The organism is Stenotrophomonas sp. TWI602 (assembly GCF_039674045.1).
GTDB lineage: Bacteria > Pseudomonadota > Gammaproteobacteria > Xanthomonadales > Xanthomonadaceae > Stenotrophomonas.
On sequence record NZ_JBDJMT010000002.1, the window covers coordinates 316,533 to 334,596 of the forward strand.

The 18,064-nt window shown below is 67.1% G+C and carries 11 protein-coding genes; 5 read left to right on the forward strand and 6 right to left on the reverse strand.

Features of this window, described 5'->3' with window-relative positions:
• Position 1: 1 nt before the first annotated feature.
• Genes ABE483_RS04015 through ABE483_RS04025 form a run of 3 tightly spaced genes read right to left on the reverse strand, consistent with a single transcriptional unit; the run spans position 2 to position 2,408 of the window.
• A complete protein-coding gene (locus ABE483_RS04015; RefSeq protein ID WP_313219814.1) occupies positions 2 to 532 on the reverse strand; it encodes a TRAP transporter small permease in 531 nt (176 codons plus the stop codon).
• 12 nt (positions 533 to 544) lie between these two features.
• Positions 545 to 1,549, reverse strand: a complete 1,005-nt coding sequence (locus tag ABE483_RS04020; protein WP_026069922.1) for a TRAP transporter substrate-binding protein — start codon at positions 1,547 to 1,549, stop codon at positions 545 to 547.
• 37 nt (positions 1,550 to 1,586) lie between these two features.
• A complete protein-coding gene (locus tag ABE483_RS04025; RefSeq protein WP_313210576.1) occupies positions 1,587 to 2,408 on the reverse strand; it encodes a 2-keto-4-pentenoate hydratase in 822 nt (273 codons plus the stop codon).
• A gap of 176 nt (positions 2,409 to 2,584) precedes the next feature.
• Here ABE483_RS04025 and ABE483_RS04030 point away from each other — a divergent pair, with 176 nt between their 5' ends.
• From ABE483_RS04030 to ABE483_RS04050, 5 genes are all read left to right on the forward strand, one after another.
• Positions 2,585 to 3,553 (forward strand): alpha/beta hydrolase, encoded by a 969-nt coding sequence (locus tag ABE483_RS04030; RefSeq protein WP_346481181.1) that lies wholly within the window; start codon positions 2,585 to 2,587, stop codon positions 3,551 to 3,553.
• Positions 3,546 to 5,168, forward strand: a complete 1,623-nt coding sequence (locus ABE483_RS04035) for a carboxylesterase/lipase family protein (protein WP_346481152.1) — start codon at positions 3,546 to 3,548, stop codon at positions 5,166 to 5,168. Before ABE483_RS04030 ends, ABE483_RS04035 begins: the two co-directional genes overlap by 8 nt.
• Before the next feature lie 44 nt (positions 5,169 to 5,212).
• Positions 5,213 to 6,031 carry a rhamnogalacturonan acetylesterase gene (locus tag ABE483_RS04040; protein ID WP_313219944.1) on the forward strand — a complete coding sequence of 273 codons (819 nt, stop codon included), beginning with the start codon at positions 5,213 to 5,215 and terminating at the stop codon, positions 6,029 to 6,031.
• 116 nt (positions 6,032 to 6,147) lie between these two features.
• The gene (locus tag ABE483_RS04045) at positions 6,148 to 6,738 is read left to right on the forward strand and encodes a cysteine dioxygenase family protein (protein WP_313210570.1); all 591 of its coding nucleotides are present in this window, start codon (positions 6,148 to 6,150) and stop codon (positions 6,736 to 6,738) included.
• Positions 6,739 to 6,803: 65 nt separating this feature from the next.
• On the forward strand, positions 6,804 to 7,643 hold the full coding sequence (locus ABE483_RS04050) for a PhzF family phenazine biosynthesis protein (RefSeq protein ID WP_346481153.1): 840 nt from the start codon (positions 6,804 to 6,806) through the stop codon (positions 7,641 to 7,643).
• 45 nt (positions 7,644 to 7,688) lie between these two features.
• Here ABE483_RS04050 and ABE483_RS04055 read toward each other — a convergent pair whose 3' ends face one another.
• The 3 genes from ABE483_RS04055 to ABE483_RS04065 form a co-directional block, all read right to left on the reverse strand.
• A complete protein-coding gene (locus ABE483_RS04055) occupies positions 7,689 to 11,507 on the reverse strand; it encodes a LamG-like jellyroll fold domain-containing protein (protein WP_346481154.1) in 3,819 nt (1,272 codons plus the stop codon).
• A gap of 151 nt (positions 11,508 to 11,658) precedes the next feature.
• Positions 11,659 to 14,838, reverse strand: a complete 3,180-nt coding sequence (locus ABE483_RS04060; protein WP_346481155.1) for a TonB-dependent receptor — start codon at positions 14,836 to 14,838, stop codon at positions 11,659 to 11,661.
• Between the two features lie 261 nt (positions 14,839 to 15,099).
• Positions 15,100 to 17,856 carry a TonB-dependent receptor gene (locus tag ABE483_RS04065; RefSeq protein WP_346481156.1) on the reverse strand — a complete coding sequence of 919 codons (2,757 nt, stop codon included), beginning with the start codon at positions 17,854 to 17,856 and terminating at the stop codon, positions 15,100 to 15,102.
• Positions 17,857 to 18,064 lie beyond the last annotated feature (208 nt).

Sequence of the window (18,064 nt, forward strand, 5' to 3'; positions counted from 1 at the left end):
CTCAGCGATCTCCCTCGGCAACGGCATCGGCCGGCCGTACAGCCAGCGCCATCTGGTTCACGGCGAAGATCGCCATCAAGGCGCCACCGATCGACAGGGGCAGGTAGTTGATGCTCTGCGGCAGGTGGGCGCCGGCGGCCTTGATATCCAGGCCGTCCATCAGCAGCACGGCCGCCCACCAGGCGATGACCACGCCCAGCACGGCCACCACCAGCGCGGCGAACACATCCACCGCGCGGCGCAGGCCCGGGCCCATGTGCGCGGCCAGCAGGAAGAAACCGAAGTGGCGGCGGGTATGCACACCGGTGGCCGCACCCAGGCTCATCGCCGTGGCCAGCAGCAGCAGCGTGACCGGCTCGGTCCAGCTGGGCGAATCATTGATCACATAGCGGGCGAACACCTGCCAGCCCTGCACCACCACCAGGCCCAGCAGGGCGATGACGGCAATGTAGATCGCCACATCGGCGATGACGTTGAGCAGGCGCTGCGGCGCGGTGGGGGTGATGACGGTTTCGGAAGTCGAGTCGGACATCGCGTCGGGGCCTCAGGCGAAGTCGCGGATGCGACGGGTGAGGGCGGCCAGCTCCGGCTGCTGCAGGTAACGCTGCAGGAGCGGATCGGCGGCCTTGCGGAAGGCCGGCATGTCGACCTCGTTGAACTTGATGCCGAAGTCGGCCACGGCCTGGCGGGCGGTGTTTTCCGAGGCATCCCACTGCTCGCGCATCACCTGCACCGATTCACGCGCGGTCTCGATCACCAGGGTACGGTCGGCCGGACTCAGCGCATCGAAGCTCTGGCGCGACATCAGCAGCACGTCCGGTGCATAGGAGTGATCGCTCTGCGACCAGTAGTGCGCGGCCTCGAAATGACGGCTGGAATGGAAGCTGCGCATGTTGTTTTCCGCACCGTCGATCATGTGCGTTTCCATGCCCGAGAAGGTGTCGCCCAGCGACATCGGGGTCGGGTTGGCACCGAGCAGGCGCATCAGCTGGATGAAGATGTCCGAGGACGCCACGCGCAGCTTGAGGCCGTGCAGGTCCTTGGGCTCCACGATCGGGTGCTTGGTGTTGTAGAAGCAGCGCGCGCCGGAATCGTAGATGGCCAGGCCGACCAGATCGCGCGTTTCAAAGCCCTGCAGGACCGTATCGGCGACGCCGCCGTCGAGCGCGCGGCGCATATGCGCCACCGACTCGAACACATACGGCAGGCACAGGCCCTGGGTCAGCGGAAACGCGTTGTTGAGCGCGCCGGAGTAGACGCGGGTGATATCGATGGCGCCGAAGCGGGCCATGTCGATCGCCTCGGACTCACGGCCCAGCTGGCCGGAGTGATACTGGCGCAGCCGCAGCCGGCCGCCGGTTTTTTCTTCCAGCGTCTTCCCGATCCATTTCACCGCGGTGACGGTGGGGTAGTCGGCGACGTGGACGTCGGTGGCGGTCAACAGCTGCGCACCGGCCGGTGCGGCGTTGGATGACCGCGAACAGGCTGTCAGCGCGGGCGCGGCAAGCGCGCCCAGACTGGTAGCCAGGAAACTTCTGCGAGTGAACATCTGCGCCCTCCCAAGCGTGCTCGCCATGTCCGCGCGGTCAACCGGCGGCGATGGCCTTGCAGGTAATGTCGCCGTAACCGACGAAACGGATCAATGCTTCCTGGCCCACGGCGATGTCGTGGATGCCGGTCGCGTTCCCACTGGCGATCAGATCGCCGGCCTTCAACGGGCGGCCACGCTGCGCCGAGCGGCCCAGGGCGAACGCATAGGCGGTGCGCAGGCCGCCGGGCAGCAGGGTCGCGCCACCGGTGCCGACCACCTGGCCTTCGATGCGGGTTTCCGCACGCAGGTCGGCGTCGTCCAGGCGGGTCCAGTCCGGGATTTCCGGGCCGAGCACCAGGCCGTTGTTGTTGCCGAAGTCCGACACCACCACGCGCGGGCCAAGCTTGTTGATCGTCGCCAGCGGGCTGCTGGCCACCTCAACGCCGATGAACAGCTTGGCGGCCAGCGCCTCGGCTTCTTCCGGGGTCCAGTGCAGCTTGTCCGCCGGGGCGTCTTCCTGCAGCTGGATCACGTACTCGGCCTCGACCGCGCCGAAGCCACCGACGAACACCGGAATCTCGACTGTTCCACCGGTAGCATTCCAGAGCTGACGCGAGAAAATCGGCCCCAGCAGACGGTCGTCGCCGGAGACATCGCGGCGCTCGGCAGCGATGTAGCCGACCTTCCAGCCGACCACCTGGTCGTCCCACAGCGCGATGGCCTGGTCCTGTACCTGATAGGCCGTGACCAGGTCTTCCGGGATGGTTCCCGGGAAATCGGGCAGGGATTGGCCGTGTTGGCGGGCGCTGACGAAGTGCCGGGCGATCTCGCCCAACCCCTGGTCGGGCAGGTCCTGTTTGCCGTGGTCGTTGCTCAAGCGGGTCTCCCGGAAAAATTGTTGCACTGCCAATCGACAGTGGCTGGATGAGCTGTATATGGTAAACCGGTGTCATTGGCAATGTGCAGCGCATCAGAACGGCTGCCGGTCAGGCACGATGCCTGTTCCCCTTGCCCCAAGGACGTACCCGGATGCGCCGCTTCCTCGCGTTGCCCATGCTCACTCTCCTGCTGCTGGTCGGCGGTCTGGCCCACGCGTCCGAGCGTGCCGTACCGGAGACCGAACCGGCCCTCGGCGACCCGGACCGCATCGCGCTCTGGCCGGACGGCCGGGTGCCGGGTGAATCCGGCCCGGCCGCCGTGCCCAACGTGATCGAGCGCAGCCGCGATCCGGCGCTGCCGGACCGTTACATCGACAACGTCAGTGCGCCTTACCTGGTGGTGTACCGACCGGCGCGCCCGAATGGCACCGCCCTGCTGGTGGTGCCGGGCGGCGGCTATCAGCGCATCGTGCTCGACAAGGAAGGCACCGCGCTGGTGCCGGCGTTCGTCGAGCAGGGTGGGGTGACCCTGTTCGTGCTGCGTTACCGGCTGCCGGCCGGCCGCAGTGATCGCCAGGCCGCACTGGCCGATGCCCAGCGTGCGATGCGGGTGATCCGCGCCGATGCTGCGCGATGGCAGATTGATCCGCAGCGCATCGGGGTGATGGGCTTCTCGGCCGGCGGGCACGTTGCCGCGCGGTTGAGCAACGGCTTCGATGCACCGGTGTATCCGCACCGCGACGCCATCGATGCGCTCAGCGCACGCCCGGATGTCGCGTTGCTGATCTACCCGGTGATCGACATGGGCACGCATGCGCATACCGGCTCGCGTTCGCGCCTGCTCGGGCCGCATCCGGACAGCACGCTGCAGCAGCAGTTCTCGATGCAGGACCAGGTCCGCGCCGATACCCCGCCGACCTTCCTGGTGCATGCGCAGGACGACAACGTGGTCTCGGTCCACAACAGCCTGGTGTATTACCAGGCGCTGCTGCGCGCCGGCGTCACCACCGAAATGCACCTGTTCCCGTTCGGTGGCCACGGCTTCGGCGTGCGCATCCCGGCCGGTCTGACCGTTGCGCAGTGGCCCGAGCTGGCCCTGCGCTGGATCCCTTCGCGCCACACGGAGCCCGCGCGCCATGAGTGAGTCCCCCGCCGACCTGCAGCGTCGACGCTTTCTGCGCGACAGCGCGCGCTACGCCCTGATGCTGGGTGCCACCAGCCTGCCGCTGATGCCGGCGTTCGCCGGCGTGCCCGGGCCGCGCGATGACGCCGCACCGCTGGCCCGGGTACGCAGTGGCCGGGTGCGCGGACAACGGGAGCAGGGGGTGAATGTGTTCCGCGGCATCCCCTATGGGGCCGACACCGCGCCCCGGCGGTTCCAGCCGGCGCTGCCCGAGATGGCCTGGCGTGGCGTGCGCGATGCGCTGGACTATGGCAACGCCGCCCCGCAGACCGGCAAGGAAGGGCCGGGCAGCGAAGACTGCCTCTACCTCAACGTGTGGACCCCGGCGCTGCGCGACGGCGGCAAGCGGCCGATCGTGTTCTACATCCACGGCGGCGCGTACAACAACGGCTCCGGCAGCGACCCGCTGTACGACGGCAGCGCGTTGTGCCGGCGCGGCGACGTGGTCGTGGTCACGGTCAACCATCGTCTCAACGTGTTCGGCTACCTGTACCTGGCGCAGCTGGGCGATGCGCGCTTCGCCGACTCGGGCAATGTCGGCCAGCTCGACCTGGTGCAGGCGCTGCACTGGGTGCGCCAGCATGCCGCCGAATTCGGGGGCGATGCCGACAACATCACCGTGGTCGGGCAATCCGGCGGCGGCGCCAAGATCGCCACGCTGATGGCCATGCCGGCCGCGCGCGGTTTGTTCCAGCGCGCGTGGACCATGAGCGGGCAGCAGGTCACCGCGGCCGGCCCGCGTGCGGCCACCCAGCGCGCGCAGATCGCGATGCAGGCGGTCGGGGCGGCCGATGCCGAGGCGCTGCGCACGATGCCGATGGAGGCACTGCTGGCCGCCACCCGTGCGCGCGACCCGTCGCGCGTGGAGAACAGCAGCCTGTATGTCGGGCCGGTGCTCGACGGGCGTGCGTTGCCGGTGCATCCGTTCTGGCCGGAGGCGCCCGCGCAGTCCGCCGGGATTCCGATGGTGATCGGCAACACCCACGATGAAACCCGCGCCTTCCTCGGCAACGACCCGGCCAACTTCGCGCTGACCTGGGAGACGCTGCCGTCCAAGCTGGAAAAAGAGCAGTACGTGGACCTGCTGCCCTCGGTGGTGATCGCCGAGTACCGCCGCCTGTATCCGCACTACACGCCTTCGGAGGTGTTCTTCGCCGCCACCACCGCCGGCCGCTCCTGGCGGGGTGCAGTGGAGGAACTGGAGGCGCGTGCGCGCCAGGGCGCCCCCACCTGGGCCTATCAACTCGATTGGGGCTCGCCGCTGGACGGCGGCAGGTTCGGCGCGTTCCACACGCTGGATATCCCGCTGGTGTTCGATACCACCGATCGCCCCGGCTCACGCACCGGTGACGGCGAAGCGGCGACCCGTGTCGCAGCGACCATGAGCGAGGCGTTGATCGCCTTTGCGCGCCATGGCGATCCGAATCATGGCGCACTGCCCCGCTGGCAGACCTATTCGCTGGCCCGCCGCGAAACGATGCTGTTCGATACCCCCTCGCAGCAGGCCGACGACCCGCGCGGTGGCGAGCGCCGCCTCTATCAGCAGGCCCCCTTCATTCAACGAGGTACGTTCTGATGCGCGCGTCGACCTGGCTGCTGGGCAGCGTGCTGCTCGGCCTGATGAGCGTTGCGCACGCCGCCGTGGATCCGGCGGTGCTGGATCGTCCGGCACCGACCCCGATCCGGGCCAGCAAGATCGTGCTGGTCGGCGATTCCACCACGGCCGTGCAGGGCGGCTGGGGCCCGGCGTTCTGCGCACGGCACGTGACCTCGTTCCTGACCTGCACCAACCTGGCCCGTGGCGGTCGCAGCACGTACAACTACCGCGCCGAAGGCTCGTGGGCGTTGGCCGACGCGGAGATGCGCACGCCCGGCTATGCCACCACCTGGGTGCTGGTCCAGTTCGGCCATAACGACCAGCCCGGCAAGCCGGGCCGCTCCACCGATCTGCAGCGCGAATTCCCGGACAACCTGCGCCGCTACGTGCGTGAGATCCGTGCCGCCGGTGCGCAGCCGGTGCTGCTGACCCCGTTGACCCGCCGCCAGTTCGCCGATGGCGTGCTGATCGATGACCTGGCGCCGTGGGCCGAGGCGGTGCGGACCGTGGCGCGCGAGATGAAGGTCCCGCTGGTCGATCTGCACGCGCGCAGCCGCGCGGTGGTCCAGGCGCTGGGGCCGGTGGCGGCCATGCCGCTGGCACAGGCGGCCGCCACGCCCGCACAGGTCAGCGCGGCGCTGGGCGGGACCACCGTGGGCGCCGCGCCCACTGCCGGCGCACCGGCCGCGCAGAACAACGCCCTCACCGAGCCCATGGGACAGGCCAAGGTCGCCTTCGATTACACCCATCTGGGCCCGGACGGCGCAGCGTTGTTCGCCACGCTGGTCACCGAGGAACTGGCCCGGCAAGTGCCATCGTTGCGACCGCTGCTGATTCCCTGATCGATAGGCAGACCCTTCGAGTTCTTTCGAATGGATCGCTACGTCGGGGATCGTGAGTCGATTGGATGTGATTCAGGTCAAACACGCTGTTCACCGGGATCGCCTAGACTCGGGGTATGCAAGACCAATGCAACCCGTTTCCTCCGTTCCATGGCCGTGATCGATTGATCGCCGCCGTCGACCATGCCGTCCAGCACGAGCACGCGCACCAGATCGCCGCAACGCTGCGCGCGGCGTTGCGCGAGGCGATCGCCGACAGCCGCATCCAGCTGCCCGCCTGCGTGCACCGCCCGATCGAGGATCACTACGCCCGCCGCGAGCTGTATCGCAGCCCGGTGCACGGCTACAGCATCGTCGCGATGAGCTGGGGCCCGGGACAGGGCACGCCGCTGCACGACCACAGCGGGCTGTGGTGCGTGGAAGGGGTGTGGCTGGGCCAGCTGGAGATCACCCAGTACCAGCTGCTGGAGCGCGACGGCGAGCGCTTCCGCTTCCGTGCCGAACCGGCGGTGCTGGGCGACTGCGGCAGTGCCGGCAGTCTGATCCCGCCGCATGAGTACCACACCCTCCGCAACACCAGCGATGACGACCTGGCGATCTCCGTGCACGTCTATCAGGGCGAGATGACCCGCAGCGCCGTCTTCGAACCCGAGGCCGACGGCTGGTACCAGCGCCGCGTGCAGGTGATGGAAACCGACGCGGCCTAGGGCCGCGCTCGACCTGCGGCCTGCGCCGCGCGCATCATCCGGTTCCCACCTTTCGAAGCGCCGCCATGCGTACGTTTCCGTTCCAGCAGGTCAACGTCTTCAGCCAGGACCCGCTGCGCGGCAATCCGCTGGCCGTAGTGCTTGATGCAGAAGGCATCGACGACGCACGCATGGCCGCGTTCGCCCACTGGACCAACCTGAGCGAGACCACCTTCCTGCTGCCGCCGACCGATCCGCAGGCGGACTATCGCGTGCGCATCTTCACCACGCTGGAAGAGCTGCCGTTCGCCGGGCATCCCACCTTGGGCAGCTGCCATGCGTGGTTGGCCCATGGCGGCGTGCCGAAGGGCGCGGAGATCGTGCAGGAGTGCGGGATCGGGCGGGTGCGGATACGGCGCAGCGCGTCCGGCCTGGCGTTCCTGGCGCCGCCGCTGCTGCGGGGCGAGGCGTTGCCGCCGGACCTGCGTGAGCGCGTCCGACGCGGCCTGGGCGTGGCGGCAGAGGACGTGGTGGACGCCCGCTGGGCCGACAACGGCACCGGCTGGCTGGCACTGCGGCTGCGTGATCGTGCGGCCGTACTTGCGATCCAGCCGGACTACGCGCAGCTGGAGGGCATGAAGGTCGGCGTGTTCGGGCCTTGGCTGCCCAGTGATGGCGACGAGGCCCAGTACGAAAGCCGTGCCTTCATTGCCGGCGACGGCGCCCCGGAAGACCCGGCCACCGGCAGCCTAAATGCCGGCATCGCGCGCTGGCTGCTGGCCACCGGCGAGGCGCCGGATCGCTATGTGATCAGCCAGGGCACGGCGATCGGGCGCGCCGGCCGATTGCGGGTGGAGCGGCTGGGCGATGCGCTGTGGATCGGCGGCGACTGCGTGACCTGCATCGAGGGCCAGGTCACGCTGTGAGCCAGACAGGGGCAGGGCGCCGGCAGCGCCATGCACCGCATGGCGTTATGGGTCCAGCGCCACCACGTTGTTGCGCTGGGTCACTTCCGCCGCACCGTCGGCCTGCATCACGCGCACGCGCAGGCCAGCGCGCTCCCCGGCCGGCAGCGGCAGGCTGACGGTCGTGGTCTTCGGCAGCAGGTCGCTCGGCGCCGCCAGACTCGGAATCTCGGCCCGGGCCAGCTCGCGGCCCTTCGCATCTTCCAGCACTGCCACGCCCACCCCGGTGGCGACGTGGCCCAGGCTGTGCACGGTCACCTGCACCTGACGCCCGTCCACGCGCACATCGCCCCGCCCGATGCCGAGGTCGGCACGCTGTTCGACCGGCGTGCCGGCCTGCACCAGCTCGAACTCGAACACCTGGCTCTGGCCCGGCACGAACCGCAGCGTGGTCGAGGCACTGCGCTCCAGCGTGAGATCGCGCGTGATGGCCTTGCCATCGATGGTGTCATCGCCGTCGCGGTCCACGCCGCTGGTCATCCGCCATTGCCCGGCGGTGACGTTCCAGGTGCTCATCTCCGCATCCACTGCGTGCTTGCCCAGGTTGTAGGCGATCACCTTGAAGCGGTCCGGCGAGGGTGCATGCACCAGCAGCGCGACCTGCTCGGCGGCCTGCGGCTGGGCGAAGCGCCAGCTCACGGTGTGGCCCGGCCAGCTCTGGTTGCGCTTGAGCGCGATGCCACCCAGGCGTGCACGCTGCAGGAATTCGCTTGGCGCTTCGACACGGTCGGACCACCAGTGGCCTTCGGTGTTCATGTATTCGCGCTGCGCCTTGGCCTGGATGCCGTCGGCATGCAGCGCCTCCAGGTACTTCTTGTCGCCGGTGGCCTGCCACGCCATCAGGCTGGCGAAGCCGGTGCTGCCACCGTCGGCATCGCTGATGAAGCGCGGGTTCCACTCGGCACCGCGGCCCAGCGCTTCCACGTAGTTCTCGCCCAGGTTGGACAAGGCGCCCGGGCCACCCCGCTCGACGCGGTAGTCCAGCGCCTTGAGGTATTTGTCATCGCCGGTCCAGCGCCATGCCGCCCAGAAGGTGTGCATGATGTCGCCGCTGCCCGAGCCGTTGTTGAGCTCGCCGCCACGGGTCTTGCCGGTCGCCCAGTTGATCTCGTTCGGCAGCGCCCAGCGTCCCTTGTCGTCGGTGTAGGCGTGGGCCAGGTAGCCATCGGCCAGCCCGGTGACCAGCTTGCGACCGGTCGGATCGGCGTTGTACTGGCCGATCAGGAACGCCGGGTGCAGCACCGGGAAGGAATACGGCTTCTGCCATTGCCAGTTCGGTTCGCGGTACACCTTGTTGCCGCCGAACCAGTTGCTGGAGAACAGCAGATGGCCCTGCGGGTTGGGCAGGATGATGCGTTCGTCGAACGCCTTCACCGTTTCCATCAGACGCTCGACGGTGAGCGGATCGCCCCAGTTGAGGTAGAGCATCGCGCTGTTGGTGTTGATGCCTTCCTCGTAGGCATGCAGCTCGTCGGTCTCGATGGTGCTCAAGCCGTTGCTGAACATGCCATTGCGGTACACCGCATCGGACAGCGCGGTCAGCGAGGCATTGAGCTTGTCCGGCTGCACGCCCATCAGCGCCAGGCCGGGCCACTGCTGGGTCAGGTCGGAATCGTCGGAGATGCCACCGCCGAAATCGCCGTAGGCGATCTGCCGATGGTCGATCCACCACTCGATGAAGCGGCGCACGTAGGTGAGGTCTTCGGTCTGCCGGAACGCCCACAGCGGCACGCCCTTGGGCGGCTCGGGCTGGGTGAATGGCGGCTTGCCCTGGCTGTTGTAGCTGATGTAGTTCCAGTACAGGCGCCCGAGTTCGTGGTCCGGGTCCACCCGCAGCAGATCACTGAGATCGGCATACACGCGCGCGTACAGGCGCTGGCGCTTGGAGGTAGTGTGCTCTTCGACCAGGAAGCCCCAGTTGTCACGCACCTGGTTGAAACGATCGGCGATGTGCTCCTTCTTCGCCTCCTCGCGGTCCTTGTAGACCATGCGGATTTCCGCACCGTCCAGCGAGGTGGCGTTGAACTCCGGTGCGGCCGAGGCGATGGAGATCCACAGGCTGTCGGCGGTGAGGATGCGGTCGCGCAGGTCCAGCCACAGGGTGCGCTTCTGGCCCGGTTTGACCGAGACCGACACGTCGATCATGTCGCGCGCCGGCCAGAGCGGGTCCTTGATGCGGATGTTGAGTGGGATCAGGCCGTCATGGGTCGCCGGCAGGTCCAGCGTGGGCAGATCGATCGCGACGCCGTCCAGGCCGTCATGCATGTTCTCCCAGCTGTGCGCCCAGCTGCGGATCAGCGGTTGTGCCGCCGGGGCATCACTGACGCCGGAGGGAATCAGTATGTGCACGATCGGCAGCGGTTGCGCGGGCAGCGTGTCGGCCGTGCGCTTGCGTGAGCCGGCGCCCTTGGGCAGCGCCATCACCGTGCTGCGTTCGGCCGCCGGGTAGCGGCCGTCGATGTACTCCCGAAGTGCCGCGATGTTGGTGTAGTCCGGCAGCGCCTGGCTGTCGACCAGGTAGCGCTGCTTGACCGTGCCCTCCGGCTCGGCCGCGTCGCTGACCTGGTAGGCCCAGATTTCCTGGATCGGCGTTTCCTGTTCGGTATTGCGGAAGTGCAGGACGCCGCCGGTCTGTGCGGCAATGGCATTCACGCTGCGCACCACGCCCTGCGGGCGCTGGAACAGGGTCTGCGACGGCTGGCCGTCGGTGCTGTGGCTGAGCCCGCCGAACGCGGCGCCACGCACTTCGATGCGGTTGACGCTTTCACCGGCCGGCAGGGTCAGGTCCAGCTGCTGGCCGCCCTCGACGTAGGTGTTCCAGTCGGGCAGCTGGAAGTAGTCGTTGCGGCCCGGCAGGCGCGAGCGGTTGTATACGCCCGGCCAGGTGGTTTCGGCAATGCCGTCGGTCGCCTTCCACATCCACTGCTTGTGGTCCTTGGTATCGGCGAACTCGACCTTGCGGATCGTGGTGGTCGGCGCGGTCAGCGCCGGCGGTGGCGCAGCGTCCCAGCCATGGCGGTGGCGCCAGGCGCGCATCGGCTCCGGCACGGCCACCGCGGTGGCGGGCGTGGCATTGCGCGCCAGGGCGGCCATGCCGGCCGGATCGAGCAGGCGGTCGTAGACGCGGATCTCGTCGAAGTCGCTGCCGCGCAGGAAGTTGTAGCGGCTCTGCACCTGGTAGGGCGCCATCACGCGCGCGGCCAGGCCGAGCTGATCGAGTGCGGCGTCGTAGTCGGCGGTGGTCTCCTGGCGGGCCACTTCCTTGCCGTCCACGTACAGGCGCACGCCGTGGTTTTCGTCCCAGCCGAAGGCGATGTGCTGCCACTGCTGCGGCGAGGGAGTCTGGTCGAGCTTGAACGACACGCGCGTGCGCGCCAGGTTGGCATCGGTGACGAACGCATCGAAGCCGTGGCCGTTCCAGTCGATGCGCAGCCAGGCCATGTCCCAGCTGCTGTGGTCGGCGTAGCCGACCCGGAAGATCACGAACGGTGCTTCGCCCACCGCGTAGCGCGCGCGCCAGAAGAAGCCCAGCGTGCCGCGCTGGGCCTGGATGTTGCCCGGCGCGTTCCACGACAACACGCCATCATCCGCCCACTCAATGGCGCTGCCGTGCGCCCCGTTCGGCACCCGCTTCACCTTGTCCACGAAGTTGGGGACCGGGTCGCCAGCGGCGGTGTCGGCCTGCAGGCCCTGGTCGGCCGAGACGTGGAAGAGCAGCTGCGGCGCGGTCTGCGCCCAGGCGGTGCCACTGCCCGCAAGCAGCAGCGCCAGCAGGCTGGCGGACAGGCGGGAGAGGCGGATCGAGGGGGCGACAACGCGATGCATGAGACCTTCCTTTCGACAGCAGAAACAGTACAGCGGAACCAGCAGCGGGGGTCAGCCGCTTACGGTGGCCTCCCGCCCCGGCACCGCGCCCGCCATCCCGGAGAGAAGGACGGGGACGGGCGCGATAGCGGTGGCGGAAGACGCAGCACGGTCAGAACTTGTAGCGCAGGCCGAGGTAGTACTGGCGGCCAGTGTGGGTGTAGCGGTCCGGCAGCGACAGCGCCGAATCGACATAGCGCTCATCGGCGGTATCGAGCAGGTTGATCGCCTCGAAGGTCAGCGAGAGATTCTTGTTGACCTTGTAGGACATGTTGAAATCCACGTTCTCCACGCTGTACTTGCCCTGCACATCGGCGGTGGCGAACTGGTTGCCGTCCAGGTCCCAGACGTTTTCCTGCGAGAGGATGGTGCTGATGTACGCGTCGCGGTAGCTGGTGGAGACGCGCGCGCTGAAGCGGCCGTCGTCGTAGTACAGCGTGGCGTTGTACGAGTTCGGCGAGAGGTTCAGCAGGTCGTTTTCGGTGTACGTGGTGACGATCGTGCTGCCGGTTCCCGAGCTGAACATGTATTTGATCTTGGATTCGACGTGCGTGTAGTTGAGCTGCACGCCGAAGTTGCGCCAGAAGCCGGGCAGGAAGCTGAAAGGCTGCTGGTAGGAGACTTCATAGCCCTTGAGCGGGCCGCCCGGGGTATTGAAGTAGCTCTGCACGTTGAACACCGTGTCCGGGCTGAAGCCGGTCGGCAGCAGATCCAGCGAGTAGCCCATGTCCGCCCAGGTGGTGAGCAGGCGGGTGCGCTGCACGTAGCTCTCGATGTCCTTGTAGAACACCGCGGCCGACAGCAGCGCGCCTTCGTCGAAGTACCACTCCGCGCTCAGGTCGTAGTTGGTCGAGCGGAACGGATCCAGCTTGGGGTTGCCCAGGTTGATCGAGTAGCTGCGATCGTCATCGAAGTACGCGGTGGGGCCACCACTGACGCTCGGCGACAGGTTGGACAGGGTCGGGCGGGCCATGGTCTTGGCCGCGCCGAAGCGCAGCACGAAGGTATCGCTCAGGTCCCACGCCAGGTTCAACGAAGGCAGCCAGTCGTCGTACTTGTGGCCGACCCGGGTGCCGACCTGCAGGCGCTCGCCGGGATCGGCGGTGGCGCTGGCCACCCCGAAGAACGGTTCGCAGGCCGAGGACAGATCGTTCGCGTTGGCGGCAGTGCACGGCGCATAGCCATCGGCGGTGATGCGGGTCTGCACGTAGCGCACGCCCAGGTTGCCGCGGAACGCGCGGCCCAGCAGGTCGGTGTTGAAGTCCAGCTGCAGGTAGCTGCCGTAGCTTTTTTCGTTGACGTCGAAGTTGTTGTTCGATGCGCCGAAGTGACCGACGCTGGCCAGGCGGTAGTCACCGCCGAGCGTGCCGGTGTTGCAGTTGCAGTAGATGTCCAGCAGCTTGGCGATCTGGTTGAAGTCCGGCACCAGCCAGGCGTTGGGCAGGTTGCCGTCCATGCCCTTGCCGAAGCCGCTCAGGGTGTTGCTCAGGTCACCCACGCCCACACCGGCCGGCAGCGCCTGGGAGAGGCGCCCGTAGCTGATGTTGCGGTACTCCTGCGTGCTCATGTCGTAGTCCTTGTAGGCCAGACCGCCGCGCAGGGTGAAGGTGGGGTTGATGTTGAACGTGAGGTCGACCTTGGCCGTATCGAAGGCATTGTCGACGTACTGCGGGTTCAAGCGCACTTCGCTGATGTTGCCGCCGCGCGCGGTACCGTTGGCATTGACCGGCGTGCTGCCGTAGCCCAGCCACTTCCAGTTGTCCACGGCGTTGAGATCGAACGGGAAGGACATCGCCGGCACCTTGCCGTTGCGCATGTCCAGCACGAAGCCATCCAGGTTGCTGTTGTCGAAGCTGACCATCGAGAAGACCGGCCGCTCATAGTTCGACTCGGAGTGGCCGATCACCGCATCCAGGCGCACCGCGTCGTTGAAGCGATGTTCCAGGTTCAGGCTGAACTGCTTGAATTCGGTGCTCTCTTCGATCGCGGTGGATTCGGTGCGGAAGTCGACGTTGTCGAACACGCCGTAGGTCAGGCGGTTCTGTTCATCGGCCTGCGCCTCGCGGACCACGATCTGGGTCTTGCCGCCGTACTGCGCGGTGCGGTGCAGGTTGGCACCGATCGAATCTTCGCGCACGTTCTTGTCGAGCTTGGAGTACAGCATGTCCAGGTTCAACTGCGTGTCGTCGCTGACCTTGAACTGCAGCGCGCCGGTGACACCCAGGCGCTCGATCTCATGTTCGGTGCGGATGTAACGCGGGTAACGCGGGATCCAGGCATTGGTCGCGGTCTCGTACGCGGCGATGCTCTCGGCGGTCGCGGCCGGGCGATCCAGGCCGGGGCCGCAGTGGGTCGCATCGATGCCGTAGCTGCCCCAGCCGTTGCTGCGCGCCTGGTTGGCGGCGCTGCCGACACCGGCGGCGGTTTCATTGGCCAGCGGATTGCGCGGGGTCTGCGGGTCGTAACCAGCCGGGCTGCAGAAGCCGTAGGTGCCGTTGTTGGCCGCGGTGCTCTGGTTGGAGTTGCGGTAGTTGCCGTGCTCCCAGCGGACCGGGTTGTAGCCTTCTTCGAAGATGGTGCGCTTGCTGTAGGCCACCGACATCAGCGCGCCGACCCGGCCGTCGGCCCAGGTGTTGCTGATCAGCCCGGAGATGCGCGGGTCCTTGTTCCTGGACAGCTCGTTGAAGCCGTACTGGCCGCCGAGCGAGGCCTGGAAGCCCTCGAAATCGAACGGGCGCGAGCCGCGAAGATCGACGGTGGCGCCGAGCGAGCCCTCATCGGTCTGCGCCGACTGGGTCTTGTTGATCTTGACCCGGCTGAACAGCTCCGAGGCGAAGGTATTGAAGTCGAAGCCGCGGCTGCGGTTGACGCCGGTGGTACCGCTGCCGGCGGTGGACAGCGCTTCCAGACCGTTGATGCGCACGCGGGTGAAATCCGAGCCCAGGCCGCGCACGGAGATCTGCTGGCCTTCACCGCCTTCGCGATCGATCGAGACGCCGGCGATGCGCTGCATCGACTCGGCCAGGTTCAGATCGGGGAACTTGCCGATGTCTTCGGCGTAGATCGCATCGACCTGCTCGACGCTGTAGCGCTTTTCATCCAGGGATTGCTGCAGGCTTTCGCGGTAGGTCGCCTTGACCTCCACTTTGTCCAGATCCACTGCATTGAGCGAGGCGGCCGCTTCGGGCGTCTGCTGTGCCGCGGCGATGCCGGCCACGCCCTGCAGCGCGAACGCGATTGAGACCGCAAGCAGGGTAACCGGTGTCTTTTTACGGGTGTCGAGTCGATCCATCGTGTGTAACCCCCTCCCAGGGTGCGCCGCCATGCGACTTTGATGTTGATGAGTCATGACGTCCGGCCTCCCCCGGAGCGTCTGTCGCGCCTTGCCGCGTGACACCGCTGGTCATCCGAAACGTAACAAACCCTTCACGGGGCGGCATCTTGCGCCGCAGCAGCGTGCATGTGCTGGCGAGGGTCGGGGATGGCAACGATGGCGGCGTGCGCGCAGCCGGCGGCGTGATCGCTCACGCCGCCGGTGGGTACTGCCGTTGAATCAGAACTTGTAGCGCACGCCCAGCAGGAACTGGCGGCCGGTTTCGGTGTACTGCAGCGGCAGGCGACCCGTGGCCGGCGAGTAGACCCACTCGTCGGAGGCTTCGTTGGTCAGGTTGATGCCTTCCAGGCTCAGTTCGAGCTGGTCGCTGATGGTGTAGCGGATCGAGGCATCAAGGACCGTGGTGCCGGTCATGCCGTGGTAACCGTCGAGGTTGAAGCCGGTTTCCGTACCCGGTGCCTGGGTCAGGTAGTCATCGCGGTTGGTCGCCGAGACGCGGCCGGAGAAGACCTTGCCTTCGTAGAACAGCGTGGCGTTCCAGGACGACTTGGACAGACCGGTCAGGTCGGTCTTCATCACCGGCTGGCCCGCGGCGTTGAGGTACTGGATCTGCGACTCCACCCAGGTGTAGTTCAACTGCACGCCGAGGTTGGACCACTTGCCCGGCAGGAAGGTGAACGGCTGGGTGTAGTTCGCTTCCACGCCGTGCAGTTCACCACCGGGGGTGTTGACCGGGCGGCTGTAGGTGAAGTCGTCGGCAGGCGAGGCACCGGTGCCGATCAGCAGCGAGGCAGGCAGGCCGCTGTCGGAGTACGGACGCACTTCGCGGGTGGTCTGCACGAAGCTCTCGATGTCCTTGTAGAACAGACCGATACCGGCCATCGCGCCTTCGGCGAAGTACCACTCGAAGCCGAGGTCGACGTTGGTCGCGCGGATCGGCTCCAGGTCCGGGTTGCCGCTGGAGATGGTGCGTGCACCACCGGCCACGGCCACCGTTGCGCCCGGCGTCAGGCTGCCCAGACCCGGGCGGCTCATCACCTTGGCCGCGCCGAGGCGGATCAGGAAGTCCGGGGTGACTTCGGCCACCAGGTTGAACGAGGGCAGGGTGTCGTTGTAGGTGCGGTTCTCCGTGGTGGAGACCGTACCGGTGGCCAGCGTGGACAGGCCGGTGGAGCTCTGCTTGGTGCGCACGTAGCGCACACCCACGTTACCCGACAACGGCAGGCTGCCCAGTTCGGTGGAGAACTCGCCCATCAGGTAGGCACCACGGTCCTTCTCTTCGACGCTGCGCACGTTGTTGGCGCGCGGGGCGACGGCGAAGATGCCGCTGTTGCTGTAGATATCGAACTGATCGGCAATCGCGTTCAGATCCGGCACCACCCAGTTGGACGGGCTGCCGTTGATGCCCTTCAGGCCGGCCTGCGCGGTCATGTCCACCGGCACGATCTTGGTGCCATCGGCGAAGTTGGGCACGGCCAGTTCGCTGGCACGGCGCAGTTCGGTGGTCTTGAAGGTGTAGTCCTTGGCGAGCACGCCGCCCTTCAGGCGGAAGCCAGGGCTGATGTTCCAGTTGAAGTCGAGCTGGCCGGTATCGAAGTCGTTGTCCACGTACTGCGGACGCAGGCGGATTTCGGCCAGTTCCCAGCCTGCGGGGTTGGTCGGGTCGATGCCGTAGTTCAGCGTCGGGAACCGGCTGTTGCCCCGGTAGTCGTAGCTGTAATTGTCGACGTCGTACTTGTCCATGATGATCGTGGTCTGCACCGGATTCTCGTGCTTGGAGCGCGAGATGCCGACCTTGCCGGACAAGGTGAAGTCATCGCCGAAGCGGTGCTGGCCGTTGAGGCTGAGCTGCTTGAACTCGGTGCTCCACTCGTCATGGCGGTTTTCGGTGCGGATGTCGACATTGTCGAACTCGCCGTAGACCAGCGCGTTGTTCTCGATCACGCCGTTCTTGACGATCATCGCCGGCTTGCCGACCAGGCGCGGCGTGGTGCTGGTGCCACGGCTGAAGGAGATCGCCTCGATGTAATGCTCGTCGCGGGTGGCGTCGATCTTGGAGTACAGCGCATCCAGCGAGAACTCGGTGGCGTCGCTCGGCTTCCACTGCAGGGTACCGGTCACGCCCAGGCGCTTCTGCTCATGCTCCATCTGCACGTAGCGCGGGAAGCGCGGGTGGTAGACGTTGGCCGAACGCGCCGCGGCGAACGGCGAGGCCGCATTGAAGTTGCCGTTGCTCGGGCCGTTGGCCCAGCGGCCGGTGTTGGAGCCCTCTTCCAGCGCCTGGCGCTCGGAATAGGCCACCGACAACAAGGCACCGAAGGTGCCATCGGCAAAGGTGTTGGAGATCAGCGCGGCCATGCGCGGGTCGGCCTTTTCGGCCATCGCGTTGTAGCCGGCCTGGCCGCTGGCGGCGAAGGTGAAGCCGTCATAGTCGAACGGGCGCGCGGTGCGCAGGTCGACCGTGGCCCCCAGCGAGCCTTCCTCGACGTCCGCCGAGGCGGTCTTGCGCACCATCAACTGCGAGAACAGGTCCGAGGCGAACACGTTGAAATCGAAGCCACGGCCACGGTTGGTGCCGCCGCTCTGGTCGCCGGCGCCGACGGTGGTCAGCGCTTCCATGCCGTTGATGCGCACGCGGGTGAAGTCCGGGCCCAGGCCGCGCACCGAGATGTTGCGGCCTTCGCCGGCCTCACGGGTGATGACCACGCCGGGAATGCGCTGCAGCGACTCGGCCAGGTTCAGATCCGGGAACTTGCCGATATCCTCGGCGACGATGGCATCGACCACGCCGGCTTCGCCGCGCTTGATGTCCAGCGCCTTCTCGACACTGGCGCGGTAGCCGGTGACGGTGACGGTATCCAGGTCGGTGGGGTTGGTGCCCGCATCCTGGGCCAGCGCGGTACCACTCAGCGCCAGGCCGATCGACAATGCGAGCAAGGTAACCGGTGTCTTTTTCTGCGTGTTCTGGACTTGCATGTTTTCCCTCTCCCAAGGTGCTACATGAAACAGCTATCCAACGACATGTCAGTGCAATGACACCGCTGGTCAGGGCGGACGTTAACAGCCCGTTACTGATCCGGCATCTTGCACCGCAGCAGACTTTTAATGTCCCGCAGACGCTTGCAGGACAATGGTTCCGACATTCGGGACAGGTGGACGGGGCGGCGTCCATCGCTAGAATGAC

Coding starts and splice junctions, on each gene's coding strand:
- ABE483_RS04035 (WP_346481152.1), top strand. CDS start 3,546: ATGAGTGAGTCCCCCGCCGACCTGCAGCGTCGACGCTTTCTGCGCGAC.
- ABE483_RS04030 (WP_346481181.1), top strand. CDS start 2,585: ATGCTCACTCTCCTGCTGCTGGTCGGCGGTCTGGCCCACGCGTCCGAG.
- ABE483_RS04060 (WP_346481155.1), bottom strand. CDS start 14,838: ATGGATCGACTCGACACCCGTAAAAAGACACCGGTTACCCTGCTTGCG.
- ABE483_RS04065 (WP_346481156.1), bottom strand. CDS start 17,856: ATGCAAGTCCAGAACACGCAGAAAAAGACACCGGTTACCTTGCTCGCA.
- ABE483_RS04045 (WP_313210570.1), top strand. CDS start 6,148: ATGCAAGACCAATGCAACCCGTTTCCTCCGTTCCATGGCCGTGATCGA.
- ABE483_RS04015 (WP_313219814.1), bottom strand. CDS start 532: ATGTCCGACTCGACTTCCGAAACCGTCATCACCCCCACCGCGCCGCAG.
- ABE483_RS04040 (WP_313219944.1), top strand. CDS start 5,213: ATGAGCGTTGCGCACGCCGCCGTGGATCCGGCGGTGCTGGATCGTCCG.
- ABE483_RS04050 (WP_346481153.1), top strand. CDS start 6,804: ATGCGTACGTTTCCGTTCCAGCAGGTCAACGTCTTCAGCCAGGACCCG.
- ABE483_RS04055 (WP_346481154.1), bottom strand. CDS start 11,507: ATGCATCGCGTTGTCGCCCCCTCGATCCGCCTCTCCCGCCTGTCCGCC.
- ABE483_RS04020 (WP_026069922.1), bottom strand. CDS start 1,549: ATGTTCACTCGCAGAAGTTTCCTGGCTACCAGTCTGGGCGCGCTTGCC.